The organism is Streptomyces sp. YIM 130001 (assembly GCF_003574445.1).
In the GTDB taxonomy this organism is placed as follows: domain Bacteria; phylum Actinomycetota; class Actinomycetes; order Streptomycetales; family Streptomycetaceae; genus Streptomyces.
Genome location: NZ_KZ984564.1, coordinates 111,528 through 136,721, shown reverse-complemented (window position 1 = coordinate 136,721; position 25,194 = coordinate 111,528). Strand labels below are relative to the sequence as shown.

At 71.0% G+C, this 25,194-nt stretch carries 25 protein-coding genes and 1 tRNA gene; 19 read left to right on the top strand and 7 right to left on the bottom strand.

Annotated features, from left to right (window positions below; genetic code table 11):
- The first annotated feature begins 253 nt into the window (after positions 1-253).
- Positions 254-1,345 (top strand): class I SAM-dependent methyltransferase, encoded by a 1,092-nt coding sequence (locus DSC45_RS27330; RefSeq protein ID WP_119294629.1) that lies wholly within the window; start codon positions 254-256, stop codon positions 1,343-1,345.
- Between the two features lie 22 nt (positions 1,346-1,367).
- On the opposite strand, the gene crcB (DSC45_RS27325) is transcribed toward DSC45_RS27330, so the two are convergent.
- From crcB (DSC45_RS27325) to DSC45_RS27315, 3 genes are all read right to left on the bottom strand, one after another.
- Positions 1,368-1,742, bottom strand: a complete 375-nt coding sequence (gene crcB, locus DSC45_RS27325) for a fluoride efflux transporter CrcB (protein ID WP_119294628.1) — start codon at positions 1,740-1,742, stop codon at positions 1,368-1,370.
- A complete protein-coding gene (gene crcB, locus DSC45_RS36615) occupies positions 1,739-2,113 on the bottom strand; it encodes a fluoride efflux transporter CrcB (RefSeq protein ID WP_240434882.1) in 375 nt (124 codons plus the stop codon). The genes crcB (DSC45_RS27325) and crcB (DSC45_RS36615) overlap by 4 nt, the downstream gene beginning before the upstream one ends.
- Positions 2,114-2,622: 509 nt before the next feature.
- Positions 2,623-3,333 carry a FadR/GntR family transcriptional regulator gene (locus tag DSC45_RS27315; protein WP_119294626.1) on the bottom strand — a complete coding sequence of 237 codons (711 nt, stop codon included), beginning with the start codon at positions 3,331-3,333 and terminating at the stop codon, positions 2,623-2,625.
- A gap of 375 nt (positions 3,334-3,708) precedes the next feature.
- On the opposite strand from DSC45_RS27315, the gene leuA reads away from it, so the two are divergent.
- The 4 genes from leuA to mgtE all read left to right on the top strand — a co-directional run bounded on the left by leuA (position 3,709) and on the right by mgtE (position 8,663).
- Complete coding sequence (gene leuA / locus DSC45_RS27310; RefSeq protein ID WP_240434881.1) at positions 3,709-5,400, top strand: 2-isopropylmalate synthase; 1,692 nt, start codon at positions 3,709-3,711, stop codon at positions 5,398-5,400.
- Complete coding sequence (locus DSC45_RS27305; protein WP_119294624.1) at positions 5,400-6,221, top strand: ABC transporter ATP-binding protein; 822 nt, start codon at positions 5,400-5,402, stop codon at positions 6,219-6,221. The genes leuA and DSC45_RS27305 overlap by 1 nt, the downstream gene beginning before the upstream one ends.
- A 261-nt stretch (positions 6,222-6,482) precedes the next feature.
- Positions 6,483-6,704: a DUF4287 domain-containing protein gene (locus DSC45_RS27300; protein ID WP_119294623.1), complete on the top strand. Its 222-nt coding sequence runs from the start codon at positions 6,483-6,485 to the stop codon at positions 6,702-6,704.
- Positions 6,705-7,223: 519 nt separating this feature from the next.
- Entirely contained in the window at positions 7,224-8,663 is a 1,440-nt protein-coding gene (gene mgtE, locus DSC45_RS27295; RefSeq protein WP_240434872.1) for a magnesium transporter, read from the top strand.
- Here mgtE and DSC45_RS27290 read toward each other — a convergent pair.
- Positions 8,627-9,877 (bottom strand): MFS transporter, encoded by a 1,251-nt coding sequence (locus DSC45_RS27290; RefSeq protein WP_119294622.1) that lies wholly within the window; start codon positions 9,875-9,877, stop codon positions 8,627-8,629. The two genes, mgtE and DSC45_RS27290, sit on opposite strands and share 37 nt — an antisense overlap.
- Before the next feature lie 304 nt (positions 9,878-10,181).
- Here DSC45_RS27290 and DSC45_RS27285 point away from each other — a divergent pair, with 304 nt between their 5' ends.
- Complete coding sequence (locus tag DSC45_RS27285; protein WP_119294621.1) at positions 10,182-10,781, top strand: HhH-GPD-type base excision DNA repair protein; 600 nt, start codon at positions 10,182-10,184, stop codon at positions 10,779-10,781.
- Between the two features lie 230 nt (positions 10,782-11,011).
- Positions 11,012-12,514: a M28 family peptidase gene (locus DSC45_RS27280; RefSeq protein WP_240434880.1), complete on the top strand. Its 1,503-nt coding sequence runs from the start codon at positions 11,012-11,014 to the stop codon at positions 12,512-12,514.
- 63 nt (positions 12,515-12,577) lie between these two features.
- Here the strand turns inward: DSC45_RS27280 and DSC45_RS27275 are convergent, their stop codons facing one another.
- Positions 12,578-14,215 carry a helicase HerA-like domain-containing protein gene (locus DSC45_RS27275; protein ID WP_119294619.1) on the bottom strand — a complete coding sequence of 546 codons (1,638 nt, stop codon included), beginning with the start codon at positions 14,213-14,215 and terminating at the stop codon, positions 12,578-12,580.
- Between the two features lie 119 nt (positions 14,216-14,334).
- Between DSC45_RS27275 and DSC45_RS27270 the strand changes: the two genes are divergently transcribed.
- Positions 14,335-14,631 (top strand): type II toxin-antitoxin system VapB family antitoxin, encoded by a 297-nt coding sequence (locus DSC45_RS27270; RefSeq protein WP_119294618.1) that lies wholly within the window; start codon positions 14,335-14,337, stop codon positions 14,629-14,631.
- Between the two features lie 132 nt (positions 14,632-14,763).
- Positions 14,764-15,396, top strand: a complete 633-nt coding sequence (locus DSC45_RS27265; RefSeq protein ID WP_119294617.1) for a LytR C-terminal domain-containing protein — start codon at positions 14,764-14,766, stop codon at positions 15,394-15,396.
- A gap of 94 nt (positions 15,397-15,490) precedes the next feature.
- On the opposite strand, the gene upp is transcribed toward DSC45_RS27265, so the two are convergent.
- Positions 15,491-16,126, bottom strand: a complete 636-nt coding sequence (upp, locus tag DSC45_RS27260; RefSeq protein ID WP_119294703.1) for a uracil phosphoribosyltransferase — start codon at positions 16,124-16,126, stop codon at positions 15,491-15,493.
- A gap of 95 nt (positions 16,127-16,221) precedes the next feature.
- Here upp and DSC45_RS35895 point away from each other — a divergent pair, with 95 nt between their 5' ends.
- The 8 genes from DSC45_RS35895 (at position 16,222) to DSC45_RS27230 (ending at position 21,598) form a co-directional block, all read left to right on the top strand.
- Positions 16,222-16,380 (top strand): hypothetical protein, encoded by a 159-nt coding sequence (locus DSC45_RS35895; RefSeq protein ID WP_162929361.1) that lies wholly within the window; start codon positions 16,222-16,224, stop codon positions 16,378-16,380.
- Between the two features lie 174 nt (positions 16,381-16,554).
- Positions 16,555-17,094 (top strand): tRNA adenosine deaminase-associated protein, encoded by a 540-nt coding sequence (locus DSC45_RS27255; RefSeq protein WP_119294616.1) that lies wholly within the window; start codon positions 16,555-16,557, stop codon positions 17,092-17,094.
- A 204-nt stretch (positions 17,095-17,298) separates the two neighbouring features.
- Entirely contained in the window at positions 17,299-17,727 is a 429-nt protein-coding gene (gene tadA, locus DSC45_RS27250) for a tRNA adenosine(34) deaminase TadA (protein ID WP_119294615.1), read from the top strand.
- A 101-nt stretch (positions 17,728-17,828) separates the two neighbouring features.
- Positions 17,829-17,913 (top strand) — tRNA-Ser (locus DSC45_RS27245).
- A gap of 523 nt (positions 17,914-18,436) precedes the next feature.
- The gene (locus DSC45_RS35890) at positions 18,437-18,601 is read left to right on the top strand and encodes a hypothetical protein (RefSeq protein WP_162929360.1); all 165 of its coding nucleotides are present in this window, start codon (positions 18,437-18,439) and stop codon (positions 18,599-18,601) included.
- A 198-nt stretch (positions 18,602-18,799) separates the two neighbouring features.
- Positions 18,800-19,678: an RNA polymerase sigma factor SigF gene (locus DSC45_RS27240; RefSeq protein WP_119294702.1), complete on the top strand. Its 879-nt coding sequence runs from the start codon at positions 18,800-18,802 to the stop codon at positions 19,676-19,678.
- Positions 19,679-19,900: 222 nt separating this feature from the next.
- Positions 19,901-20,749: an RNA polymerase sigma factor SigF gene (locus DSC45_RS27235; protein ID WP_119294614.1), complete on the top strand. Its 849-nt coding sequence runs from the start codon at positions 19,901-19,903 to the stop codon at positions 20,747-20,749.
- 45 nt (positions 20,750-20,794) lie between these two features.
- Complete coding sequence (locus tag DSC45_RS27230) at positions 20,795-21,598, top strand: hypothetical protein (protein ID WP_119294613.1); 804 nt, start codon at positions 20,795-20,797, stop codon at positions 21,596-21,598.
- A 43-nt stretch (positions 21,599-21,641) separates the two neighbouring features.
- On the opposite strand, the gene DSC45_RS27225 is transcribed toward DSC45_RS27230, so the two are convergent.
- Entirely contained in the window at positions 21,642-21,851 is a 210-nt protein-coding gene (locus DSC45_RS27225; protein ID WP_119294612.1) for a hypothetical protein, read from the bottom strand.
- Positions 21,852-22,210: 359 nt separating this feature from the next.
- Between DSC45_RS27225 and DSC45_RS27220 the strand changes: the two genes are divergently transcribed.
- Entirely contained in the window at positions 22,211-22,675 is a 465-nt protein-coding gene (locus tag DSC45_RS27220) for a MarR family winged helix-turn-helix transcriptional regulator (protein WP_119294611.1), read from the top strand.
- Positions 22,676-22,688: 13 nt separating this feature from the next.
- Positions 22,689-25,190 carry an MFS transporter gene (locus DSC45_RS27215; protein ID WP_119294610.1) on the top strand — a complete coding sequence of 834 codons (2,502 nt, stop codon included), beginning with the start codon at positions 22,689-22,691 and terminating at the stop codon, positions 25,188-25,190.
- Positions 25,191-25,194 lie beyond the last annotated feature (4 nt).

Sequence of the window (25,194 nt, the reverse complement as noted above, 5' to 3'; positions counted from 1 at the left end):
TGCGGGAGTACATGACTGGACGCCTTGTCCGTCGAAAGACGCACACAAGACGCTCCGAGACCGCCCCACTCGGTCCCATCCGATCCCTTGTGTCGCTGTGGCCGAAATGGAACGGTGGGCGAACACGCGCGTCAGATCCGCACTTTCGTCCCACTAGGTACGTCTCCGCGGACTCCGTACCACTGTGTGCCGGGCTGCCATCTGCCCGGCACACAGCGGTACGCGGGCCGCGGAGCCACGCAGAGGTTCGTAAATGACGACTGCAAAACGAGCTGTTGCCCGGGCCCTCTACGGATCGCGCTACGACAGCGTCCCGTGGGCACAGCGGGTGTACGTCCGGCCGGGCGAGCGGCAGGCCCGCGAGCTGCAGTGGCAGCTGCGGGTCCGCAGGGCACCGGTGGTCTCCCTCGAGGAGTACCGCAAGCACGTGCCCGCCGGCACCATCGAGGAGTTCATCACCTGTCATCTGTGCGGGGAGACCCGCCAGCAGCCGCTGTTCAACCCCAAGGCCGTCAACGCCAACGGCCGCACCAAGTGGTCGTACCGCGTGGTGCGCTGCCCGACCTGCGGTTTCCTCTACCGCAACCCCAACATCCGGCCGGAACGGCTCGGCGACCTCTACGCGAAGAACTACAGCTCGTTCCTGTCGGGCGGCTACTCGCGGCGGCGGCAGCGCCGCTACCGGCTCTCCATGGACGCCTTCGACCCGATCCTCACCGACGGCGACAAGCGCAGACTGCTCGACTTCGGCTGCGGCTCCGGCCTGTTCCTCGATCTGGCCGAGCAGCGCGGCTTCGACGCCTGCGGGGTCGACCTGTCCCCCGACTCGGTCCAGCTGGCCAACGAGCGCCTGACGTCGGCGACCGCGTACCACGGTGCGCCCGAGGACGTTCCGGAGGTGGCAGAGGGCGGGTTCGACGTGATCACGCTCTGGTCGGTGCTCGCCCATCTGCCGCGCCCGGTCGACGACTTCAAGAAGTTCCGTGAACTGCTCGCGCCCGGCGGAGTGCTGAACATCCTGACGGTCAACGCCGCCTCCCTGCACCTGAAGGCGTACGGCTCGGACTGGAACGGCTTCACCCGGAACCACCTGATGTTCTACTCCTCTCAGACCCTGCCGCTGCTGCTGCGGAAGGCGGGCTTCGCCGGCGTGACGTTCGCGCCGTTCTACGGGGACACGGTGGAGTCGGGCACCACACGCCTGCCCGACTCGATGCGCCGGCGTCTGCGCAGCAGCGTCGAGGCGAGCGACGGCGGCAACATGCTGCGGGCCATGGCCTTCGCCGACCGCCAGGCCGTCGAGCGCTGGGGCCCGGGCCGCAAGGTGATCAAGCTCGGCGGCTGACCGGCCGTAGGGGCCGCCGCCCCTACATCCACATCGCGCGGGCCGCCGCCACTCCCGCGAAGGCGGCGGCCGTGCCGGCCAGGACACTCGCGGCCACATTGGCCACGGCGTAGCGGCGAGCGTTCGTCTCGAGGAGGCGGAGCGTCTCGTACGAGAACGTCGAGTACGTGGTGAGGGCGCCGCACAGGCCGGTGCCGAGCAGGAGTTGCCACCGGGAGGAAGTGGCGCCGGCCAGGGCGGCGCCGGTGAGGAGGCCGAGCACGAGGCAGCCGGCCAGGTTCACCACGAAGGTGCCCCACGGGAAGGCGGTGTCGTGCCGTCGCTGCACGGCCCGGTCGGTGAGGTAGCGCAGCGGGGCGCCGACCGCGCCGCCGATGATCACCAGGAGCCAGTTCACGCTGCGCGCTCCCTTCCGAGGGCTCGACGGGTCAGCCACGTGGCGAGGGCGACGGCGACGAGGGCGATCGCCGGTGTGGCCAGGAGGTAGAGGAGGCCGCGGGCCGCCGCTCGCGCGTCCACCAGGCGCTCGACGTCCACGGCGTAGGTGGAGAACGTCGTGAACCCGCCGAGCACTCCGGTCCCGAGGAACGGCCGGACCAGGCGGTGTGCCGTCCACGCCTCGGTGAGCAGCACCATGAGGACGCCCATCGCGGCGCAGCCGACGGCGTTCACGCAGAAGGTGGTCCAGGGGAATCCGCCCGCCGGGGTCGGCCACAGGAGCTGGGCGCCGTAGCGGGCCGCGGCTCCCAGCGCGCCGCCGAGCGCCACGACGGCGACTACGGGGTGCTGGGAGGGCGGCTTCGACGGGAGGTGGTGGTCGCCACGGGCGGTGTCGGGGTCACGGGCGGTACGGGGGTCACCGCCGGCATTGGGGTCACCGCCGGCGCCGGGGTCACGGCCGGCACCGGGGTCACCGCCGGCATCGGGATCACGGCCGGCATCGGGATCACCGCCGGCGTCGAAGGCGTCTTCTGGCACTGGCTCGGGCATGCGTCTCCTACTCGTGCGTCGCCCAGGCGCCGGCCTCGCGGGACGGGCTGGGCGGGTTTCGCCACAAGCAGGGACCGTTGGCGGAGAGTTCCGCGGTTCGGGTACGGCGGGCCCCACCGCCGCGCGACGGTCCGTGGCTTCCGGCTCGTACCCGTGGGGGACGCCCGGGCCCGCGGCCGCGCTGCGATCCAGCGTAGCGCCGGCGCTCGGCGCGCTCACCTCGGACTACGGCCGGTCCTCGTACCGACGTCGGCCCCTGCCGGCGCAATCGGCCGCGGTGAACGCCGTCACAACGCCTGCAGCCGGTCCAGCGTCCCCTTCAGCTCCTCCCGCAACGTCCTTCCCGCCGCATCCGCGTCCCCCCGTACGACGGCCGCGACCAGGGCGGCATGGGTCGCGTCCCCGTGCGCGGGGTCGGCCGCGCGCAGCTCGAGCAGATCGAGCAGTTCGGTCAGCCCGTGCTGCAGTACGGGCACGAACTCCTCGAACAAGCCGGTGAGTACGGGGTTGTGGGCGGCCGCGACCACCGACGCGTGCAGCGCGATGTCGGCCTCGACGAACTCCGCGTTCGTCCCCTCCCCTGCGGCCCTGCGCCCCTCGAGGGCCGCACGCATCGCGTTCACGTCGTCCTCGGTGCGGCGCGCCGCGGCCACCTCGGCCGCCCCGACCTCGATGAGCATCCGCACCTCGTAGACGTCGGCCACCGCCGCCCGGCGCAATTGGGTGGACCAGTCCTCGCGCGGCCGGGTCGCCGTGACGAAGACGCCCGCGCCCTGGCGGGCCTGCACCAGGCCGGCACCGGCGAGCGAGCGCAGCGCCTCGCGGACGGTGGAGCGGCCGACGCCGAGCGACTTGGCCAGGGTGGTCTCGCCCGGGAGCTTGCTGCCCACCGGCCATTCGCCCGTCGCGATCGCCTCGCGCAGCCGCTCGGTGGCCTGCTCGACCAGCGGTGACGGCCGTAGCGCGCCGATCGGTGCGGGCGGTGTCCCTGTCGCCATCGAGTGGTCCTTTCCCGAATTTCGGTGTGCCTCAGCTGATTTCGTACACCTCAGCTTGTCTGAGGAGCTGAGGTGTGTCTACGGTACCCAGCATGCCGCACCACGAGCTCCTTCTCCTCGGTCGCCGCTGCGGGGCCTGATCCGACCGGCCCCCCCGCAGCGGGTGTCTTGCTGCGCCGGTCGCCCGACGACCGAACCGAAGGACCTCAGCCCATGGCGACCACCGCATCCGCCGCGCCCGGCCCCGAAGGCGCCGAGCACACCGCGAGCGCTTCCCCGACCACCACGGCGCCCACCGCCTTCCCCACCCTGCGCACCCCCTCCGCCCCGGTACCCCCACAGGCCGCGGCCTGGAATCCGCAGCGCCCGAGCGCCATGCCGCACCACCGCTACCGGCCCGCGCACGAACGGGTCGACCTGCCGTCGACCGACCGCGCCTGGCCGTCCCGCCGCCTGGAGCAGGCGCCCCTGTGGGTCCCCGTCGACCTGCGGGACGGCAACCAGGCGCTGGCCGAGCCGATGGACACCCCGCGCAAGCGCCGCATGTTCGACCTCCTGGTAGCCATGGGCTTCAAGGAGATCGAGGTCGGCTACCCGTCCGCGAGCAGCACCGACTTCGACTTCGTCACTCATCTCGCCCAGAGCGGCGCGGTGCCGGACGACGTCACGATCTCGGTGTTCACCCCGGCCCGCCGCGACCTGATCGACCGCACCGTCGAATCGCTGCGCGGACTGCCGCGCACGCTGGTCCATCTCTACACCGCGACCGCGCCCACCTGGCGCGACGTGGTCCTCGGCCGGTCCCGCGCCGAGGTGCACACGATGATCCTGGACGCCGCGACGCATCTGCTGCGCCGGGCGGAGGAGCGGCCGGGCGACGACATGAGGTTCGAGTTCTCACCCGAGGTCTTCAACCTCACCGAGCCCGACTTCATCCTCGAGGTCTGCGACAGCCTCACCGAGCTGTGGGAGGCGAGCCCGGACCGCCCGGTGGTCCACAACCTGCCCGCGACGGTGGAGATCGCCTCGCCGAACGTCTACGCCGACCAGATCGAGTACATGCACCGCCATCTGGCCCGCCGCGATTCGGTGATCCTCTCCGTGCACCCGCACAACGACCGCGGCACCGGCGTCGCCTGCGCCGAACTCGCCGTCCTCGCGGGCGCGCAGCGCGTGGAGGGCTGCCTGTTCGGCAACGGCGAGCGGACCGGCAACGTCGACCTGGTCACCCTGGCCATGAACCTGTACGCCCAGGGCGTGAACCCGATGATCGACTTCTCCGACATCGACACGGTCCGCGACACCGTCGAGCACTGCAACCGCCTGCCGGTGCACCCCCGCCACCCCTACGGCGGCACCCTCGTGCACACCGCCTTCTCCGGCACCCACCAGGACGCCATCGCCAAGGGCCTGGCCCGGCACGCCGAACAGGCCGCCGAGAGCGGCGTCCCCGCGGCCGAGGCCCCGTGGTCGGTCCCGTACCTGCCGGTCGACCCGGGCGACATCGGGCGGACGTACGAGGAGGTCATCCGGGTCAACTCGCAGTCGGGCAAGGGCGGAATGGCGCACCTCCTGCACACCCGGCACGGTCTCGACCTGCCGCAGGCCATGCGCGCCGACTTCTCCCGGACGGTGCAGCGCGTCACGGACGACACCGGCCGCGAACTCGGCGTCGACGAACTGATGGACCTCTTCCGCAGCACGTTCATCGCCCCGGGTGAGCACGGTCCGCTCGCGCCCGCCTCCTGGAGTACGCGCGAAATCGCTCCGGGAACCCACGAGTTGACGTACTCCCTGGAAAGGGACGGCGAGCGGCAGGTGCTGCGCGGCAAGGGGAACGGCCCGCTGTCCGCACTCATCGACGCCCTGCGCGGCGCCGGCGTCGAGGCCGACATCCTCGACTACGCCGAGCACGCCACCGGCAGTGGCCCGGACAGCCCCGCCGCCGCCTACGTCCGCTGCCGCGTGGGCGACGCGACCGCTTGGGGCGCGGGCCTGGACACCTCGGTCCTCACCGCTTCCGTACGGGCCGTGATCGCCGCCGTGCACCGGGCGAGGAACACCTGATGGGCGACCCGAGGGCGACCACCGAGCAGCCGCTCCTCGACGTGCGCGGCGCCGGCCTGGTCCGGGACGGACGCCCGATCCTGACCGAGGTGTCGCTGACCGTACGGGCCGGCGAGCACTGGGCCCTGCTCGGCGCCAACGGGGCAGGAAAAAGCACGCTGTTGAGCCTGCTCGGCGCGCGCACCCACCCCACGTCCGGCACCGTGGAGGTGCTCGGCCACCCGCTCGGACGGGTCGACCTGCGTCAACTGCGTGCGTACGTCGGCCATGTCGACCCGCGGCACGACCTGCGCACCCCGCTCCGGGTCCCGGACGTGATCCTCACCGGGGCCACCAACACCCTGGAAAGGGTGCCCCGTTGGACCCCGACGGACGAACAGCGGTCGCGCGCCGAGTACTTGGCCGGGCTCCTGGGTCTTCGTGAACGGAGTACGGCGCGCTGGCCGACCCTGTCGCAGGGGGAGCGGGGACGGGTGCTGATCGCCCGGGCACTGATGCCGGAGCCCCGGCTGCTCCTGCTCGACGAGCCCGCGACCGGCCTCGACCTGGCAGGGCGTGAACAGCTCGTCGACCGTATCGACCTCCTGCAGTCGACCACTCCCGGCCTGGCGTCGGTACTGGTCACCCACCATCTGGAGGAGCTGCCACCGGGAACGACGCACGTCATGCTGCTCAAGGACGGCCGCTGCCTGTCGGCGGGCCCGATCCACGAGACCCTGACCGCCGACTCCGTCAGCAAGTGCTTCGACCACCCGGTCGACCTCACCCTCGAGTCCGGCCGCTGGAGCGTACGGACCCGGCGCGTGCCCGGGCCGGGCTGAGGCCGTACGGCGAGGTGTCGTATCCGGGTGGGCGCATCCTGTCCACAGCCTGTGGACAGGATGCGCCCACCCCCACACGCAGTGACGTGGATCACACCACCGCACCGACAGCACCGACAGCACCGACAGCACCGACAGCACCGACAGCACCGACAGCACCGACAGCACCGACAGCACCCACAACTACGGGCCCGATCAAAGGTCTTGAGTACAACGGACCACGACGCGGCCGGACACGGCCGAGGGGAGCCCACCGCCGCCATGACCGAAGCCACCGCCACACCCAGGGGACCCGCGAGCTACTTCCCGGCCATCGAGAAGAAGTACGGCCGCCCGGTCGCCGACTGGCAGGAGCAGATCCGCACCTCCCCGCTGACCAAGCACATGGGGCTCGTCGCCTGGCTCAGGGCGGAGCACGGACTCGGCCACGGACACGCCAACGCAGTCGTCGCCCACACCCTTGCGGAGTCCCGCACCAAGTAGTCCGGCGCCGGCCCGCCCCACGCCACACGGCTGGGGCGGGCCTTCGGGTGTCCGGTGGGCGCGTTCACCGGAGCGCGGTACCCTCACAGACGGCGCGCGCCCGGCAACCGGGCGGCGCGAGCGACCGAGACGGCGATGCGAGGGACGGAGGTGGTCGCGATGCGTGGCGAGCCTCCCAGTCGACGAGCACCTCGCGGCACCGCAGCCCTCCCGCGGCGGCACGCGGCCCGAGCCCTCCGCTCCTGACCCGGACACCCTGACCGGAATCCCCCGAACAGGGACGCCCTGCCCCTTCACCGGGATCGCCCTCGCCCGGCCTTCCCCGGCAGGGGCCCGCGTGCGACCAGGTCCGACCGGAGCAACTCCCGCCCGTGACAGCCGAATTGCCCCCTCCCGACCCGAGCGCCCAGCCGGGCCGGGAGCGGAACCGGAACGGCAACGGCGGGCGATGTCCGCGACGTGTCCCCGACAGCCCGTTCACCGAGCCGCGCCACCCCGCGGCCGCACCGAGGACAACTCATGCCGCAGACCCGCCACCAGGAGAGCCCGAAGACCCTGGAACTGCCTGACCCCGAGGTCAGCCGCCACGACGACGTACGACCGCCGGGGGCCACCGACATGCAGACCGAACAGCCGCAGTCCCTCAAGGACTTGGTCGAGAACCAGCAGCTGCACGCCGCGCTCGAATGGCTGGAGACCAACCCGCCGCACCTGATCGCGGACGAGCTCGCCCGGATGGACGCCGTCGACGCCGGTGTCGCCTTCCGGCTGCTCGACAAGGACCGCGCGCTCACCGTGTTCGAGGAGCTGGAGCCGGTCGACCAGCAGCAGATCCTGGAGGGGCTGCGCGACCACTCGTTCCGCGAGCTCGTCGAGTCGATGGCGCCGGACGACCGCGCCCGGATGCTCCGCGAGGCACCGGCGAAGGTCGCGGGGCGGGTCCTGGCCGGGCTCAGCGTCCACGAACGCCGTATGACGTCCGCGCTGCTCGGCTACCCAGAGGGTTCCGTCGGCCGCTACATGACGCCCGAAGTCGTCGCACTCGGACAGGATCTGACGGTGCAGCAGGCACTGGAGACCGTACGCAGCAAAGGGCCGCAGGCCGAGACGGTGTACACGCTCCCCGTGGTCGACCACGGCCGCCGCCTGACCGGCATCGTGGAACTGCGTGAGCTGGTGCTCAGCGCCCCTGAGGCGATGGTCTGCGACCTCGTCGTCACCGAACCGGCCTTCGCGTACGCGGGCGACCCCGCGGAGCAGGCCTCCCGCCTGATGCGGGAGACCAACGACCTGAACCTGCCGGTCGTCGACAGCGAGCGGCGCCTCGTCGGCCTGCTCACCATCGACGACGCGGTCGAGGTCATCGAGGCGGCCGACACCGAGGACATGGCCCGCCAGTCGGGAGCGAGCCCCTGGTCCGGGCACTACATGGCGACCGGCGTCTGGCGGCTGGCCCGCTACCGCGCGCTGTGGCTGAGCCTGCTCCTGGTCGCCGCGACCATGACGGTCTCGGTGACGCAGCTGTTCGAGGCCACCCTCGAGCAGCGAGCCGTGCTGGCCATGTTCATCCCCATGCTGATCGGCGCGGGCGGCAACGCGGGCGCCCAGGCCGCCACCGCCTGCGTGCGCGCACTCGCGGTCGGCGAGGTGCGCGGCTCGGACCTGTTCAAGGTGATCTGGCGCGAGTCGCGGGTCGGCCTGGTGCTCGGTTCGCTGCTCGCGCTGCTCGGTCTGGTGGTGGGCACGCTGTTCGCGGACGTGCTGGTGGCGTTGGTCGTCGCCATCACCCTCGTACTGATCTGCGCCTGGGCGGCCACCATCGGCGGCACGATGCCGCTGCTCGCCAAACGCCTGCGCATCGACCCGGCCGTGGTCTCGGCCCCGATGGTCACCACCCTGGTCGACGCCACGGGCCTGATCATCTACTTCCTCACCGCGAAGGCCGTACTCGGCGTATAGGCAGGCACTGTGCGCCGTCCCGCGGCCCACCGCGCCGCCGGTCCCATCGCACACGCGGCCGACAGGAAGAGGCCGCCGAGCAGAAGCCAGCCCGCGGTGCCGAGTCCGACCAGCAAAGTGGTCAGCAGGAGCGGTCCGGCGGTGCGGGCTACGGTGACGCCCGTACCGAAGAACCCCTGGTACTCCCCGATGCGGCCGGCCGGCGCCAGGTCGAAGCCGATCTGCCACGACCCCGCCGAGTGCAGCATCTCGCCGACCACGAGCGTGACGGACCCGGCCACCAGGAACGCGCCCGCCGCCCACGGCCCACCGGCCCCGGAGAACGCGAAGATCCCGCAGGTCACCAGCATGATCACGCCGGACCGTCGCAGCGCACGGCCGGCACTCGGCAGCCCGCTGACGACCTGGGCCGTACGCACCTGGAACAGCATCACCGCGCCGGTGTTGAGGATGAACAGCGCCGACACCAGCCACTCAGGTGCGCTGGTGCGTTCCGTGATCCAGAGCGGCAGGCCGACGCTGAGCAGCGGCATCCGCAGCAGCAGCACGGTGTTGATCAACGTCACCACCGCGTACGGCCGGTCCCGCAGCACGGCACGCCCGGCGCCCCGCGGCTCTTCCCCCACCGGCACGACCTCGGGCAGCCGGCGCAGCACCAGCGCGCATCCGGCGAAACTCAGCGCATCCAGGGCGAACACCGCCAGGTAAGCCGCCTCGGTCCCGGCATGCAGCGCGAGCCCGCCGAGCGCGGCACCGATCGCCAGCCCGGCGTTCAGCGTCGACTGGAGATGCGCGAGCGCCGCCGTCCGCTCCCGCTCGGGCACAAGTCCTGCCAGCAGCGCCTGTCGGGCCGCGGCGAGCCCCGACTGAGCACTCGCGTACAGACAGGCGGCGACCAGGAACGGCACGAAGTCCCGTACGACCAGGAACGACGCCACCGCGACACAGGTCGCGAGCGCCAGCAGCACCGCCACCCCGCGCGGTCCACGCCGATCGGCCAGACGCCCGAGCGGCACCCCCACGACCGACCCGATCCCCCACGCCACGGTCAGCCCGAGCCCGATCCGCGCGGGCGCGAGCCCGACCACATGCGTGAAGTACAGAGCCGACGTGACGTAATACGCCCCGTCCCCCACCGAATTGCTCAATTGCGCCCAGGCCAGGCCCCGTTGCACCCCGACCGGCGGCAGCACCGCTCTCGTCCACTGCGCCATCCCTCGACGCTAGCCCGCCACTGGCCCTGAATTCTGGGCCAATACCCGCACTGCCTCTTGGGCCACTTCTCCCCTCTGCCGGCACGCGCCCTCAAGGAACCGGCCTCCAGAGCCCGCCCGCCTCCACAGCCCGCCCATCTCCAGAGCCCGTCCATCTCCAGAGCCCGTCCGGCGATTGAGGACAAAGAACGCCCGCACGACCTGTCGCGCACTCGCCCCGGCCGGAGCCACGCCCGCCCAAACCCCCCAAAGGCGCCCCCGCCACGACCAGGCGCGCCCGCCACGATTCCGCCATGATCGAGGCATGAAGAAGGCAACCATCCACATCTCCCAGAACCCGGACGCCGACACCCTCCTGGGCCGAAGCCCCCTCGCCGCCCTCACCGGCATGCTGCTCGACCAGCAGGTCCCCATGGAGTGGGCGTTCGCCGGCCCGCACACCATCGCCCAGCGCCTCGGGCACGACGACCTCGACGCCCACGAGATCGCCGCGTACGACCCCGAGGCGTTCTCGGCGCTGCTCTCCGAGAAGCCCGCCGTCCACCGCTACCCGGGCTCGATGGCCGGCCGCGTCCAGCAGCTCTGCCAGTACCTCGTCGACGAGTACGACGGCGACCCGGAGGCCGTCTGGCGCGACGTGAAGTCCGGCAAGGAACTGCTCGCCCGCCTCAAGGCCCTGCCCGGCTACGGCGACCAGAAGGCCCGCATCTTCCTCGCCCTGCTCGGCAAGCAGTACGGCGTACGCCCCACGGGCTGGCGCGAGGCGGCCGGCGCGTACGGCGAGAAGGACTCGTTCCGCTCGGCGGCCGACATCACGGGCCCGGAGACCCTGGCCAAGGTCCGCGCGTACAAGCAGGAGGCGAAGGCCGCGGCCAAGGCCGCGAAGGCCGAGCCCAAGACCTGACCCGGCGCGCCCCTCCGCCATCGGGGCGGATCCCGCGCCCGCCCCCGCCCCGCGGTCCTCCGCCGGACCTCCGTGAGGCTTACGTTCCCCCCAGTCTCGTGTCCACCACGCCAGGGGAGGGACCTCAAGTGAAGCCGCCAGCCCGCGCACCGAGAACCACCCGCGAGCCGAGCGCCACCCGCGCACGCCGCACCACCGCCGCCTTCGCGGCCGTCGCACTCGCCGCGCCCCTGCTGCTCACCGCCGCAGGCCCGGCCACCGCCGACCGCGGCCACGGCGACCCGGCCGAGGACGCGCGCAAGCTCAGCCGGGAACTCGTCCGGGACTCGTCGGCGCGCGACGCGTACCGGCACCTGGAGCGCTTCCAGCAGATCGCGGACGAGAGCGGCGGTCACCGCGCGGCCGGTTCACCCGGTCACGACGCCTCTGCCGCGTACGTGTACCAACTGCTCCGCAAGGCCGGCTACCGCGTCGCGTACGACACCTTCCGCTTCACCTACACCGAGACCCTCGCCGAGAAGCTGTCCGTCGTCTCGCCCGAGGCGCGCGACGTCGCCATCGAGTCCATGACGTACACCGAGTCGACCCCCGAGGGCGGTCTGGAGGCGGCGCTCGCGCACGTACCGACCGACGGGACCACCGGCTGCCAGGCCGAGGACTACGCGGCGGGCGACTACGACGGGAGGATCGCCCTGATCCAGCGCGGCGCCTGCTCGTTCGCCGAGAAGCAGAACGCTGCGGCCGAGGCGGGCGCGGTCGGCGCCGTCATCTACAACAACGAGGAGGGCGCGCTCTCCGGCACCATCGGCAGCACCGACGACGCGAAGATCCCGACCGGCGGCGTCACCCGGGCGGAGGGCCAGAAGCTCGCCGCGGCGGCCGAGGCGGGCGAGGTCGTGGTGAACCTCGAGGTCCGCGAGCTCCAGGAGGAGCGCGAGACCCGCAACGTCATCGCCGAGACACCGGGCGGCAAGACCGACAACACCGTCATGCTCGGCGCCCACCTCGACTCCGTCACCGAGGGCGCGGGCATCAACGACAACGCCTCCGGCACCGCCGGCCTCCTCGAAGTCGCCGTGGAACTCGCCCAGGAGACCCGGGGCCACCCCCACGAACAGCTCCGCAACAAGGTCCGTTTCGCGCTCTGGTCCGCCGAGGAGAACGGCCTCGTCGGCTCGGAGAAGTACGTCGAGAAGCTCACCGACGCACAGCGCGAGAACATCGCCCTGTACCTCAACTTCGACATGATCGCCTCACCGAACGCCGCCCAGTTCGTCTACGACGGCGACGACTCCGACAACGAGGGCGAGGGCCCGGGACCGGAGGGTTCGGCCCAACTGGAGCGCGACATCACCGAGTTCCTCGACCGCCGCGGCGATCCGCACGAGGGAACCGACTTCGACGGCCGCTCGGACTACGGCCCGTTCATCGCGGCCGGCATCCCGGCCGGCGGCACCTTCACCGGCGCCGAGGGCATCAAGTCCGAGGACCAGGCTGCGCGTTACGGCGGTGAGGCGGGCGTCGCGTACGACGCGTGCTACCACTCCGCCTGCGACGACCTGGACAACATCGACATGGTGTCGTTCGGCGTGAACATCGACGTCATCGCCGACGCGGTGGGCACCTACGCCCACGACCAGCGCTCCCTGAGCCGCCCCGTGCCCAGGACCGCCACCGAGGGCAACTCGGGCAGCGGCGGCCTCCACGCCGCCCACGACCGGGCCCGCAGCTGACAGGAGCGCTTCGAACTCCCGCCGGGTGGGCGGGAGTTCAAAGCCACCAAGCCCACTGCCCGCTCAACGCCGCCGCCGCGTCCCGAACACCGACCGCGAGATCTCCCGCCCGATCTGCGTGCCGAGCGACCGGGCAAGCGACTTGAACATCCCGCTGCCCACCACCTGATCCATCACCGAACGCTCCCCGCCGGCACGCCTCTCGGCACGCCCCGACCCCGCGGCCTTCTCCGCCTCGGCCGTCGCCGCCTCGACCCGTGCCCGCTCCTCGCTCTCGGCCTGCCGCTGCCCGAGCTTCTCGAACGCCGACTCCCGGTCGACGGCCTGCGCATACCGGTCGTAGAGCCGAGACCCGCGTACCGCCGCGTCCAGAGCCGCGCCGTCCACCGGCCCCATCAGCGACTCGGGCGCCCTGAGCCGGGTCGCCGCCACCGGCGTCGGCGCTCCCTTCTCACTGAGCACGGTCACCACCGCCTCCCCGGTGCCGAGCCCGGTGAGCACCTCCTCCAGGTCGTACGGCGAGGTCGGGAACGTCTTCACCGCGGCCCGCAGCGCCTTCTGGTCGTCCGGGGTGAAGGCCCGCAGCGCGTGCTGCACCCGGTTGCCCAATTGCCCGAGGACATCGGCCGGTACGTCCTTCGGGGTCTGCGTCACGAAGAAGACGCCGACCCCCTTGGAGCGGATCAGCCGCACCGTCTGCGTGATCGCCTCGCGGAACGCCTTGGAGGCGCCGCTGAACAGCAGATGCGCCTCGTCGAAGAAGAACACCAGCTTCGGCCGGTCCACGTCGCCGACCTCCGGCAGCCGGTTGAAGAGATCGGCGAGCAGCCACATCAGGAACGTCGAGTACAGCTGCGGTCTGTCCTGCACGGCGGGCAGCTCGAGCACCGACACCTGCCCGCGGCCGTCCGCCGCCGTCCGCAGGAACTCGCTCACATCGAACTCGGGCCCCCCGAAGAACGGCTCCATGCCCTGCGCCTCGAAGGCGGTCAGCGACCGGAGGATGACGCCCGCGGTCGCCGTGGACAGACCGCCGATGTTCTTCAGCTCGGGCTTGCCCTCGGCCGAGGTCAGGAAGGCGACGACGGCCTTGAGGTCCTTCAGGTCGTCGAGCTCGAGGCCCTTCTGGTCGGCGTAGTGGAAGATCAGGCCGAGCGACTGCTCCTGCGTCTGATTGAGCTGCAGCACCTTCGCGAGCAGTACGGGGCCGAAGCCGGTGACGGTCGCCCGGACCGGAACGCCGGGGCCGAGGCCGCCGAGCGCGTAGAACTCCGTCGGGAAACCCTGCGCCCGCCACTCCTGCCCGACCTCGCGGGCTCGCGCCTCGACCTGTTCGTTCGCCGCTCCGGGCGCGGAGATTCCGGAGACGTCGCCCTTGACGTCGGCCAGGAACACCGGCACCCCCTGACCGGCCAGCTGCTCCGCGATCAGCTGGAGGGTCTTCGTCTTGCCGGTGCCCGTGGCGCCCGCGACCAGGCCGTGCCGGTTGAGCATCGCCAGCGGGATCCGCACCTGCGCGTCCGGCAGGCACCGCCCGTCCCAGAGCAGCGCGCCGAGGTCGAGTGCGGGGCCCGTGAAGGCGTAGCCGGCGGCGATCTCCAGGGCCTCCCGCGCCGGAGCTGAGTCCGCCGCGCCACCGGCGTCGCCGCCGCCCGGGGCGGGCTCGGTCGCGCTCGACACGCTCCGCTCGCTGTCGCTCATCTCAGGCCTCTGCTCCTGCTGGGACAGGTCCGTTTTGTACCTGTTGGCGCATGATTTCCCAGACTCACACTCCGTCGTCCTGGCTGCGCCCGGAGGCGCTTGCCCGGTAGGCTTTCCGTGTGATCTTCAAGCGCATCGGAAACAGTCGGCCCTACCCCGACCACGGTCGGGAAAGCACCCGGCAGTGGGCGGACGTCGCGCCGCGTCCGGTCCGCCTCGATCAACTCGTCACGACCAAGGGCCAACTGGACCTCGAGACCCTGCTCGCCGAGGACTCCACCTTCTACGGCGACCTCTTCGCGCACGTCGTGAAGTGGCAGGGCGACCTCTATCTGGAGGACGGACTGCACCGCGCGGTACGCGCGGCGCTCCAGCAGCGGCAGGTTCTGCACGCCCGCGTCCTCGAGCTCGGCTGACCCGCGCCACGCCCTTTTCGTCCCGGCTCCACGGCAGCCCCGCACTCCGGCGTTGACCCTTTTGGGTACCGTCGGCCACCACCTGTTGATCATTTAGTAGGAATCACTGCCCAGCGGCACTACGCTGCGCCCATGAGCATGCTCACTCCCCCCGGCATGGGCGGCCAGTACCGCATCAAGGGAGACAAGTACCCCCGGATGCGCCGCAGTCGCACTCGCCGGATCGTGCTCGTCTCCGTCGCATCGCTGGCCACGCTCGGCCTGCTCGGCTGGGGCACCGTCCAGCTCGTCGACGTCTTCTCCGGCGAGGACGAGCCGAAGACCGTCGCCGCGAAGACCCCGGACTGCAAGCCCGGCAAGCCGAGCCCGTCCGCGGCGCCCCCGAAGAACCTGCCGGCCCCGGCGAAGATCAAGGTCAACGTCCTCAACGCCACCCCGCGCGGCGGCCTCGCCAAGTCGACCGCCGACGAGCTGAAGAAACGTGGCTTCGCGATCGGCGAGGTCGGCAACGCCACCAAGGAGTACGACAAGAAGGTCAAGGGCACCGGCCTGCTGCTCGGCCCCGCGTCCGCGACGAAGGGCGCCCTCACGGTGCTCGGCACCCAGCTGTCCGGCGCCGAGACGAAGACCGTCGCCCGCGACGGCGACGAGGTCGACCTGGTCATCGGTACGGCCTTCAAGAAGCTCTCCCCGAAGGCCGAGGCCGACAAGGCGCTCGCCGCCCTCGAGAAGCCGGCTCCGGCCGCGACCAAGAGCCGCTGCTGAACCCGGCACGACCCATCGAGCGATACGGCGGACGGGCCGGGGCAGTGCGCCCCGGCCCGTCCGCCGTATCGCTGAGTCCCGTGGTGCGCCGGTGCTACTCCGCCGCCCCGTACAGCCGGTCGCCCGCGTCACCGAGGCCCGGGACGATGTAGCCGGACTCGTTGAGCCGCTCGTCGACCGAGGCGGTCACCACGGTCACCGGCGTACCCGCCAGCTCGCGCTCCATGATCTCCACGCCCTCCGGTGCGGCGAGCAGCACCACGGCGGTGACGTCGTCGGCGCCCCGCCGGATCAGCTCCTGGATCGCCGCGACGAGCGTGCCGCCGGTCGCCAGCATCGGGTCGAGGACGTACACCTGCCGCCCCGAGAGGTCCTCCGGCATCCGCGTCGCGTACGTGGAGGCCTGCAGCGTCTCCTCGTTGCGGATCATGCCGAGGAAACCGACCTCGGCGGTGGGCAGCAGCCGCACCATGCCGTCCAGCATGCCGAGACCGGCGCGCAGGATCGGCACCACGAGCGGGCGCGGGCGGGCCAGCTTCACACCGGTGGTCGTCGAGACGGGCGTCTCGATGTCGACCTGCTCGGTACGCACGTCCCGGGTCGCCTCGTAGGCGAGCAGCGTGACCAGTTCGTCGGCCAGCCTGCGGAAGGTCGGGGAGTCGGTGCGCTTGTCGCGCAGCGTGGTGAGCTTGTGCGCCACCAGGGGATGGTCGACGACGTGGATTCGCATGTCCACCACAGTAACCGGGGCCCTGACCTGCCCGCGCTGGCATCAAACCCGCCGTACGGGGGAAAGTGGTGAGGACGGACCCAGGGTGGTGACCCATGGCGGATCGCGAGGCCGAGGACGAGCGCAGGCGGCGCCGTGCCCAGTTCCTGCGTGAACGACGTGAGGCGCAGGAGCTCCGGGACCGGGTGAAGCCGCGCCGCGCCCGGGCGGCACGCATGCGCCAGGCGATGCGGATGCGCACGTTCCGCTGGTAGCCGCCGGGCATCCTGCCACGGCTCGCCGTGGACACAGCGGGCCGAAGACACCTCGCGGAGCGCCCGTTTCTGCCACGATGCCGATTGGGCGGGACGCACCTCGCACCTCCGCCCACCAACCTCCGCCGAGGGGAACCCCCAACGGCACGCCCTCATACCAGTGGGAGAGTCACGGTGTACTTCGCCGCACTGCTCGCGCGCACCGAAGACGGGTGGGAAGCGAGCGACACGGAGCTCGACGATGTGGAGACTCTGTCGGACCTGACAGAGCTGGCCCGAGACGCCTCGGGCGACGACGACACGGTGCTTGTGTTCATCGAACAGGAGGACTCCTGGTTCGGCGTCGTCCGCTTGGACGGCGAGGAAGACCCCCGGATCTACGTCTCGCAGGCGCAGGCAGCCGCCCGCAGCAGTTACGGCGAGATCCTGCTCACCGACGAACTGCTCGGCCGCGACCCGGGCGACACTCTGGCCGCGCTCGAGGAGCTCGTCGACCTGGACGGCACCGAGGACGGCGAACCCGACAAGACCGACACCACCGACAGTGCCGACGGCGACGCGTCCGGCGCGGTGCCGGCCGGCCCGATCGGGGACGTCGCGATCCTCGCCGACCTCGGTATGGACGACAAGGCACTGCTCGGCCTGACCACGGACGCCCTCGGGGAGATCGCCGACGCCCTCGGCGCCTCGGAGATCCTGCAGGCCGTCCGCTAGGGCTCACCTTCGAACTGCCCCGGCGCCCCGCCTTCTCGCTCTACGCCTGTCCGTATCCCTCTGTATCCCTCTACGTGATCCCTCTGTATCCCTCTACGTGTCCGTATCGACGAACGACCCCGGCAGGGAGTGGCATCACCGGTGAACGACCCTGCGGGTGACCTTCCGTTGCTCGATCCCGTACGAGCGCGCTGGACGGCGCCGATGCGGCTCGCGCTGGACGCGGCGGAGCGTGCCGTCGCCGACGGGGATGTCCCCGTCGGCGCGGTACTGCTCTCCGCGGAAGGCGACCTGCTCGCCACCGGCCACAACGAGCGTGAGGCGACCGGTGATCCGACGGCGCACGCCGAGGTGCTCGCGGTACGCAGGGCAGCCGCGGCACGCGGCGGCTGGCGGCTCACGGGCTGCACGCTGGTCGTGACCCTCGAACCCTGCGCGATGTGCGCGGGGGCGCTGGTGCAGTCCCGGGTGGACCGGGTCGTGTACGGAGCGCGCGACGAGAAGGCCGGTGCCGCGGGCTCCCAGTGGGATCTGCTGCGCGACCGTCGTCTCAACCATCGGCCCGAGGTTGTCGCCGGCGTCCTCGAGGAGGAGTGCGCGGCGGTCCTGAGCCGCTTCTTCCGCGCCCTGTGACGGGATCCCGCGACGCCGCGAGCCCCGCTCCAGAGCGATCTCCGGGGCCGTTCCCGATACCGATTTCGGAGCACGGGCCCCTTTGGGCTAAGCTCTCTCTCGGTAGCGTGTCCGAGCGGCCGAAGGAGCTCGCCTCGAAAGCGAGTGTGGCGCAAGTCACCGTGGGTTCAAATCCCACCGCTACCGCTCTTGAACGAAGGGCCCGGTCCGATGGACCGGGCCCTTCGTGCTGCTCGGAGAGCTGTGCGACGCCGCGAGCCCCGGCGCCGTAGGGGCGGCCGGGGCTCCGCTGTTGCGGTGGGGGTCGGGGGAGACGGCGCTCACGGGGGAATTCGGCCGCCTCCCCCACTGAGGACCGAGCCCGCTCGAGCCTGCGCCGTCGTCAGGGGGGAAGCTGACGGCGCGGCTGGGTGCCAGGGGCTCTGGTCCCGCGCCCTGCGGATTCCTGCCGGATCCGCGGGCTGCATCTCCTATGGTGCGCCGCCCCGGCTTCGCGCGGAGCGGGCAAAGGACCTCGGCGTACGGGCCGTTGGTCCCGAAAAGGCGGAGGTCGAGGGACTGTCCGGACATTCCGTCGCCGATGGCGTCCGCCGGGCCGCGGGGCAGGCCCCCGGCCTGTCACGGGAGTGATCGACGGGCCCTGGCGGGGCGCAGGGTCCGGGATAGACTCACCCGACTGCACGCGGGGACAGGTCACAGGAGGCCAGGGGTGGGGCAAGCAAAGAAGATCGCGCTGTACATAGTCGTCGTCTTCGTCCTGTACACGATCATCACCTCTCCCGAGCGCGCCGCGGATCTCGTCGAAGTGGGCTTCGAGGGGATATCCAGCGCCGCGGAAGGCATCGGCGACTTCATGTCCGAACTCGTCAAGTAGCCACCGGGGCACGGCAGTACAGCGCGCTAACGCACGCCTCCCACTCGAACGTGGGGGGCGTTTTTGTGTTTGACACCCAACTTGCCCCTCAACACGGCGTTATGCGGTGCTTGCACACAGTGCACATGTCTTGTGATGCTATGACCGCTTTTGACGGATGAGTGGAACGGTTTGTTTCGAAAAGGGGTGGCGTTGAACGTGCCGGCCAGTACCGCACCTCAAGTGCCCTCCCAGGAGGCCTCGTCAGAGGCCGTGGAGGCCCAGAAGGCCGCGTCCGCTCCGGCGGCCGCCCCCGCCCTCACCGCGGCCAAGAAGCGCGGTGCGGACACCCGGGCGCTCACTCAGGTCCTCTTCGCCGAGCTCAGCGGGCTCGAACCCGGCACCCCCGGACACGACCGGGTGCGCGCCGCACTGATCGAGGCCAATCTGCCCCTGGTGCGCTACGCAGCGGCCCGCTTCCGCAGCCGTAACGAGCCGATGGAGGACGTCGTCCAGGTCGGCACCATCGGACTGATCAACGCGATCGACCGCTTCGACCCGGAACGCGGAGTGCAGTTCCCGACCTTCGCGATGCCCACCGTGGTGGGCGAGATCAAGCGCTACTTCCGGGACAACGTGCGCACCGTGCACGTGCCGCGCCGGCTGCACGAGCTGTGGGTGCAGGTGACCAGCGCGACGGAGGACCTCACCACGGCCTTCGGCCGCTCCCCCACCACCTCGGAGATCGCCGAACGGCTCCGTATCAGCGAGGACGAGGTGCTGGCCTGCATCGAGGCCGGACGTTCGTACCACGCAACGTCGTTGGAGGCCGCCCAGGAGGGCGACGGACTGCCCGGGCTTCTCGACCGGCTCGGCTACGAGGATCCCGCGCTCGACGGCGTGGAGCACCGCGACCTCGTACGGCACCTGCTCGTACAGCTGCCCGAGCGCGAGCAGCGGATTCTTCTGCTGCGCTACTACCGCAATCTGACCCAGTCTCAGATCAGCGTCGAACTCGGTGTCTCCCAGATGCATGTGTCAAGGCTCCTGGCCAGGAGCTTCGCGCGTCTTCGATCCGCAAATCGGATCGAGGCGTAACCGGTACGGGTAGAGGACCCGTACCGGGGTTGCCGACAGAAATGCCGCAGACCGCCCTTTTCCTGCGCAGATTTGTCGACTTGGCGCTACAGCGCGTTGCCGACATGTGACATTCTGCTGGAACCGCGTTTGCCGCGGCCTCGCAGCCGGTATTCAGGTGGAGGCTGCACTCCTCAAGACGGGAGCGGCCACCGCGACCGTCCGCGACCTCAAGGGGGTGGCATGTCCGTAGAACAGGGCAGCTCGAAGGTGCTCACGCTCACCAAGAGCGCACCGGAAACCGGGCTCGACAGCCACGTCGAATCGACAGCCATCGACACCCGCACCTTGTCCCGCTCCTTGTTCCTGCGGCTCGCCGCACTCGACGAGGACAGCCCCGAACGCGCTTACGTACGGGACACGTTGATCGAACTGAACCTCCCGCTCGTGCGGTACGCGGCAGCGCGCTTCCGCAGTCGTAACGAGCCGATGGAGGACATCGTCCAGGTCGGAACGATCGGCCTGATCAAGGCGATCGACCGCTTCGACTGCGAACGGGGCGTGGAATTCCCCACGTTCGCGATGCCGACGGTGGTCGGCGAGATCAAGCGGTTCTTCCGTGACACCAGTTGGTCGGTGCGGGTGCCGCGCCGGCTGCAGGAGCTGCGCCTCGCGCTCACCAAGGCCAGCGACGAACTGGCACAGAAGCTGGACCGTTCCCCGACCGTGCCCGAACTCGCCGCAGTACTCGGGGTGTCCGAGGAGGACGTCGTCGACGGCCTCGCCGTGGGCAATGCATACACGGCCTCCTCGCTCGACTCCCCGTCCCTCGAGGACGACGGCGGCGAGGGCTCACTCGCGGACCGCCTCGGGTACGAGGACACCGCCCTCGAGGGCGTGGAGTACCGCGAGTCGCTGAAGCCGCTGCTGGCCAAACTCCCGCCGAGGGAACGCCAGATCATCATGCTCCGCTTCTTCGCGAACATGACGCAGTCGCAGATCGGCGAGGAGGTCGGCATCTCCCAGATGCACGTCTCGCGCCTGCTGACGCGCACGCTCGCGCAGCTGAGGGAAGGGCTCATCGCGGACTGAGCCTCCAGGGTTCATATTTGACGGTTCGTCAGACACACTGGCGCGATGGACCGAGCTTGGATACGCGGTCGCCGCGGTGCCGTCATCGGCGCCTCGGCGGCCGTGGTGTGCCTGGGAAGTCTGCTCGCGGCCTGCGGCGCCGGGGCATCCACCGACGGCCACGTGCCCCTCGGCGCGGCCGGTTCGGGACCCTCGGGCGCGCCGCAGAAGCCCGTACCGCCGAGCGGTGAGGTGACGCTGGTGCCGCTCGACGGCAAGGGCGGAGACGGCGGACAGCGGCGAGAGGGCGGCGGCTCCGGGGCGGCGCGCGGTGAGGAGTCCGGGTCGGGTGGATCGGGCGAGAAGTCCGGCAGCCCGGAGGCGGCGGGCGAGTCCGGGGCGCCGGGATCAGAGAGCCCTGACGGCAGAGCTCATGCGGGAGACCAGACGGACGGCGGCGGCTCGGGCGCCGGTACGGGATCCGGGGCCGGGGGCTCGTCCGGTGGGGGCGGCGGTCAGGGTGACGGCGGGGCGCCGAAGCCCGGTACGGAGGAGCCGGCCGGGCCCGCGGCCTTGAAGGTGGGCGAGCCGGTGCGCGCGGAGGTGGAGAAGCGCTGGTGCGACCGGGTGACCGTGAAGTTCCACAACTCCGGTGGCACGGCGGTGCGTTCGGGCACCGTGACCTTCGGTACGCATGTGATCGGTGGCCTGGGTGTCGACTGGGCGACCGTCGAGTCCACCGAGAAGCTGCCGGTACCGATCGCCCCGGGCGCGACCGCGAAGAAGACCTGGACCGTGTGCGTGGCCGAGTGGCGGGTGCCGCTCGGCATGCACGTCGAGACCCAGGACGTCGCGGCGAAGTGGAAGTAGCGGGCGCTGACCCGCGCCGGGGGCCGGGCTCGGCCGAGCGGCCTCAGCCCAGGGCGAGCCAGGCCACCGCGGCGACGACGACCACCGCGACCACGATGCCGGCGATCAGGCCGAACCGGGGGCCGGCCGGTGCGGGCGCCTGACGCTGCCCCTGCGGAGCACCCTCGTCGACGAAGGCGCGGAACATCTGCGTGCTGCCCGCGGGGTCGTGCTGGCCGTCGGGACCCTGGGGGGCGGTGGGGTTGTGTGCCATGGGCGGGACCCTAGCGAATTCGCGCACGTCGCCCAACCCCCGGGGCGTGACGCAGCACGGGACCGCCACGGGGCGGACAGGGATCGGGCACATGGTTCGCGGGCGCCGCATCCACTCGTCGTCGATCAAGCCGCACCGCGCGACCGAAGCCCTCGGAGGAGGGGACCGGACCGGGCTCGACCGCCGCTCGAGCGCACCACCCCGGGTCGGGGCCGTCACTCACCTGCCCACTTTGCCGTCTCATTGCAAATTTGCTGACCCATTACCAATCCTTTATCGCTCTTGCCCCTTTTCAATTTGCCTGCAGCAACCAAGCAGATCTATCGTTGCCCTAAGCAACAAAACATCGGGGGGTGCCCATGGCATCGCGGGAGCAGTTCGAAGAGCTCGCCCGACAACTGAGCGCCATCGGCGCCGTAAAAAGAGAACTAGGGCGCATTCTGCCCACCAACTGCCCACCGGGCTCGGCCGCCGTACTCACGCTCCTCGACAGGAACGGCGAGATGCGGATGGGCCGGCTCGCCGAACTCCTCGCTGTGGACATGTCGGTGACGAGCCGTCATGTGGCCCATGTGGTCAACCACGGCTGGGTCGAAAGGTGCCAGGACCCCGTCGACCGGCGTTCGCGCATTCTGCGGCTCACCCCCGCGGGCTCCGATCTTCTCGAAGACCTGGCGAGCCGCTACATGGACTCGCTCACGCGCCACCTCGAGGACTGGTCCGACGACGACGTCGGACACCTGGTGACCTTGCTGGCCCGACTGCGCGACGCCTTCGGCGACTGCAGGACGACCCGCGGAACAACCACCCGTACACCCGCATAAGCAAAGGAAGTACATGGCAACGACCACACCAGCCGGTGTGCGGGCCAGCCACGCCAAGCACGGGGGAGCCCCCGCCGAAGGCCCGGCGATGTCGCACCGGCAGATCATGGAGGCGCTGTCCGGGCTGCTGCTCGGCATGTTCGTCGCGATCCTGTCGTCGACGATCGTCTCCAACGCGCTCCCCCGCATCGTGGGCGACCTGGGCGGCGGCCAGTCCGCCTACACCTGGGTCGTCACGGCGACGCTGCTGTCGATGACGGCCACCACCCCGCTCTGGGGCAAGCTCGCCGACCTGTTCAGCAAGAAGGCGCTCGTCCAGATAGCCCTGACCATCTTCGTCATAGGCTCGATCGTGGCCGGCCTCTCGCAGAGCGCCGAGATGCTGATCGCCTGCCGGGTCGTGCAGGGCATCGGCGTCGGCGGACTCTCCGCACTGGCGCAGATCGTCATGGCCGCGATGATCTCGCCCCGCGAGCGCGGCCGGTACAGCGGTTACCTCGGTGCCACCTTCGCCGTGGCCACCGTCGGTGGCCCGCTGCTCGGCGGCGTCATCACCGACACGTCGTGGCTCGGCTGGCGCTGGTGCTTCTACGTCGGCGTGCCGTTCGCCGTCGTCGCCCTGATCGTGCTGCAGAAGACCCTGAAGCTCCCGATCGTCAAGCGCGAGGGCGTGAAGGTCGACTGGGCCGGCGCCTTCTTCATCTCGGCCGCCGTCTGCCTGCTGCTGCTCTGGGTCACCTTCGCCGGTGACAAGTACGACTGGATGTCCTGGCAGACCGGGGCCATGGTCGCCGGCTCGGTGGTGCTCGGCCTGATCTTCGTCTTCGTCGAGTCGCGGGCCAAGGAGCCGATCATTCCGCTGCGGCTCTTCCGCAACCGGACGATCGCCCTGTCCTCGCTCGCCTCGCTGTTCGTCGGTATCGCGATGTTCGCGGGCACCGTCTACTTCAGCCAGTACTTCCAGCTGGCCAGGGGCGAGTCCCCGACGATGTCGGGCGTCATGACCATCCCGATGATCGCCGGACTCTTCGTCTCGTCGACCGTCTCCGGTCTCATCATCACCAAGACCGGTCGCTGGAAGGCCTGGCTCGTCGCCGGCGCCGCCCTCGTCACGGCCGGCCTCGGACTGCTCTCGACCATCGAGTACGACACCACGTACTGGCACGTCGCGATCTTCATGGCCCTGATGGGCCTCGGCGTCGGCATGATGATGCAGAACCTGGTCCTGTGCACGCAGAACCAGGTGGACCCGGGCGACCTCGGCGCGGCCAGCTCCGTCGTCACCTTCTTCCGGTCCCTCGGCGGTGCGATGGGCGTCTCGGCGCTCGGCGCCCTGCTCGGCAGCCGCGTCACCGACTACGTCAAGGACGGCCTCGCCGAACTCGGCCCGAAGGCTGCGGGTATGGGCCACGGCGGTACCGGCGGCGGGGGCATCCCGAACGTGTCCGAGCTGCCCCAGCCGTTCCGCGGAGTGATGGAAGCCGCCTACGGAAACGGCGTCGCCGACATCTTCCTGTTCGCCGCCCCGGCCGCGTTCGTGGCCTTCCTGCTGGTCCTCTTCATCAAGGAGGTCCCGCTGCGGACCAAGGCCAGCAGCGCGTCCGAGAGCGAGGCGCCGGCCGAGACGGTCGCCGCCGCGGTCCCGGCCTCGGCCCCCGAGGCCGCGTTCCCCGCGGGGAACGCGATGGACGCGACGTTCACCAAGGACACCGTCACCCAGCCGCTCGCCGCGGTGGACAGCACACCGCCCGCGCCGGGCATCCCGGTCGGCGGAGTGATCCGCGGGGCCGAAGGCGTGCCCGTGGCCCGCGCGACCGTCACCCTGATCTCGCTCGCGGGACGCCAGCTCGGCCGCGCCATCGCCCAGGCGGACGGCGGATACACGCTCGACGCCCCGAGCGCCGGCAGTTACGTCCTGATCGCCTCGGCGGACGGCTTCCAGCCGCAGGCCTCGACGGTCGTCGTCGGGGACGGGCCGGTCGCGTACGACATCCTGCTCAGCGGGACCAGCGGGCTCACCGGTGTGGTGCGGACCGCGGACGGTGTGCTGCCGGTCGGCGGGGCCATGGTCGTCGTCACCGACGTGCGCGGCGACGTGCTGGCCACCGGGCTCAGCGACGGGAAGGGCGAGTTCGCCTTCGGTGAGCTGATCCCCGGGCCCGTGACCGTCGCGGTCAACGCCGAGGGGCACCGCCCGACGGCGCTCCCGGTCGAGGTCGGACACCAGGGCCTGACCCGCATCGAGATCGAGCTGCTGGCCGGGGCCCAGGTCACCGGCACGGTGCTCGCCGAAGGGCTGCCGCTCCCGGCGGCCCGGGTGACCCTGGTCGACGGGGCGGGCAATGTGGTCGCCACTTCGACCACCGGGTCCGACGGGGCGTACGCCTTCGGTGATCTGGACAGTGGTGAGTACACGGTCATCGCGACCGGGTATCCGCCGGTGGCCACCGGGCTGACCGTCTCGGGCCGCGGTGCCGAGGGACACGACATCGAGCTCGCCCACCCGGGCGAGTAAGAGG

Coding starts and splice junctions, on each gene's coding strand:
- DSC45_RS27330 (WP_119294629.1), top strand. CDS start 254: ATGACGACTGCAAAACGAGCTGTTGCCCGGGCCCTCTACGGATCGCGC.
- DSC45_RS27315 (WP_119294626.1), bottom strand. CDS start 3,333: ATGGCGACAGGGACACCGCCCGCACCGATCGGCGCGCTACGGCCGTCA.
- leuA (WP_240434881.1), top strand. CDS start 3,709: ATGCCGCACCACCGCTACCGGCCCGCGCACGAACGGGTCGACCTGCCG.
- DSC45_RS27305 (WP_119294624.1), top strand. CDS start 5,400: ATGGGCGACCCGAGGGCGACCACCGAGCAGCCGCTCCTCGACGTGCGC.
- DSC45_RS27300 (WP_119294623.1), top strand. CDS start 6,483: ATGACCGAAGCCACCGCCACACCCAGGGGACCCGCGAGCTACTTCCCG.
- mgtE (WP_240434872.1), top strand. CDS start 7,224: ATGCCGCAGACCCGCCACCAGGAGAGCCCGAAGACCCTGGAACTGCCT.
- DSC45_RS27290 (WP_119294622.1), bottom strand. CDS start 9,877: ATGGCGCAGTGGACGAGAGCGGTGCTGCCGCCGGTCGGGGTGCAACGG.
- DSC45_RS27285 (WP_119294621.1), top strand. CDS start 10,182: ATGAAGAAGGCAACCATCCACATCTCCCAGAACCCGGACGCCGACACC.
- DSC45_RS27275 (WP_119294619.1), bottom strand. CDS start 14,215: ATGAGCGACAGCGAGCGGAGCGTGTCGAGCGCGACCGAGCCCGCCCCG.
- DSC45_RS27265 (WP_119294617.1), top strand. CDS start 14,764: ATGAGCATGCTCACTCCCCCCGGCATGGGCGGCCAGTACCGCATCAAG.
- upp (WP_119294703.1), bottom strand. CDS start 16,126: ATGCGAATCCACGTCGTCGACCATCCCCTGGTGGCGCACAAGCTCACC.
- DSC45_RS35895 (WP_162929361.1), top strand. CDS start 16,222: ATGGCGGATCGCGAGGCCGAGGACGAGCGCAGGCGGCGCCGTGCCCAG.
- tadA (WP_119294615.1), top strand. CDS start 17,299: ATGCGGCTCGCGCTGGACGCGGCGGAGCGTGCCGTCGCCGACGGGGAT.
- DSC45_RS27235 (WP_119294614.1), top strand. CDS start 19,901: ATGTCCGTAGAACAGGGCAGCTCGAAGGTGCTCACGCTCACCAAGAGC.
- DSC45_RS27230 (WP_119294613.1), top strand. CDS start 20,795: ATGGACCGAGCTTGGATACGCGGTCGCCGCGGTGCCGTCATCGGCGCC.
- DSC45_RS27225 (WP_119294612.1), bottom strand. CDS start 21,851: ATGGCACACAACCCCACCGCCCCCCAGGGTCCCGACGGCCAGCACGAC.
- DSC45_RS27220 (WP_119294611.1), top strand. CDS start 22,211: ATGGCATCGCGGGAGCAGTTCGAAGAGCTCGCCCGACAACTGAGCGCC.
- DSC45_RS27215 (WP_119294610.1), top strand. CDS start 22,689: ATGGCAACGACCACACCAGCCGGTGTGCGGGCCAGCCACGCCAAGCAC.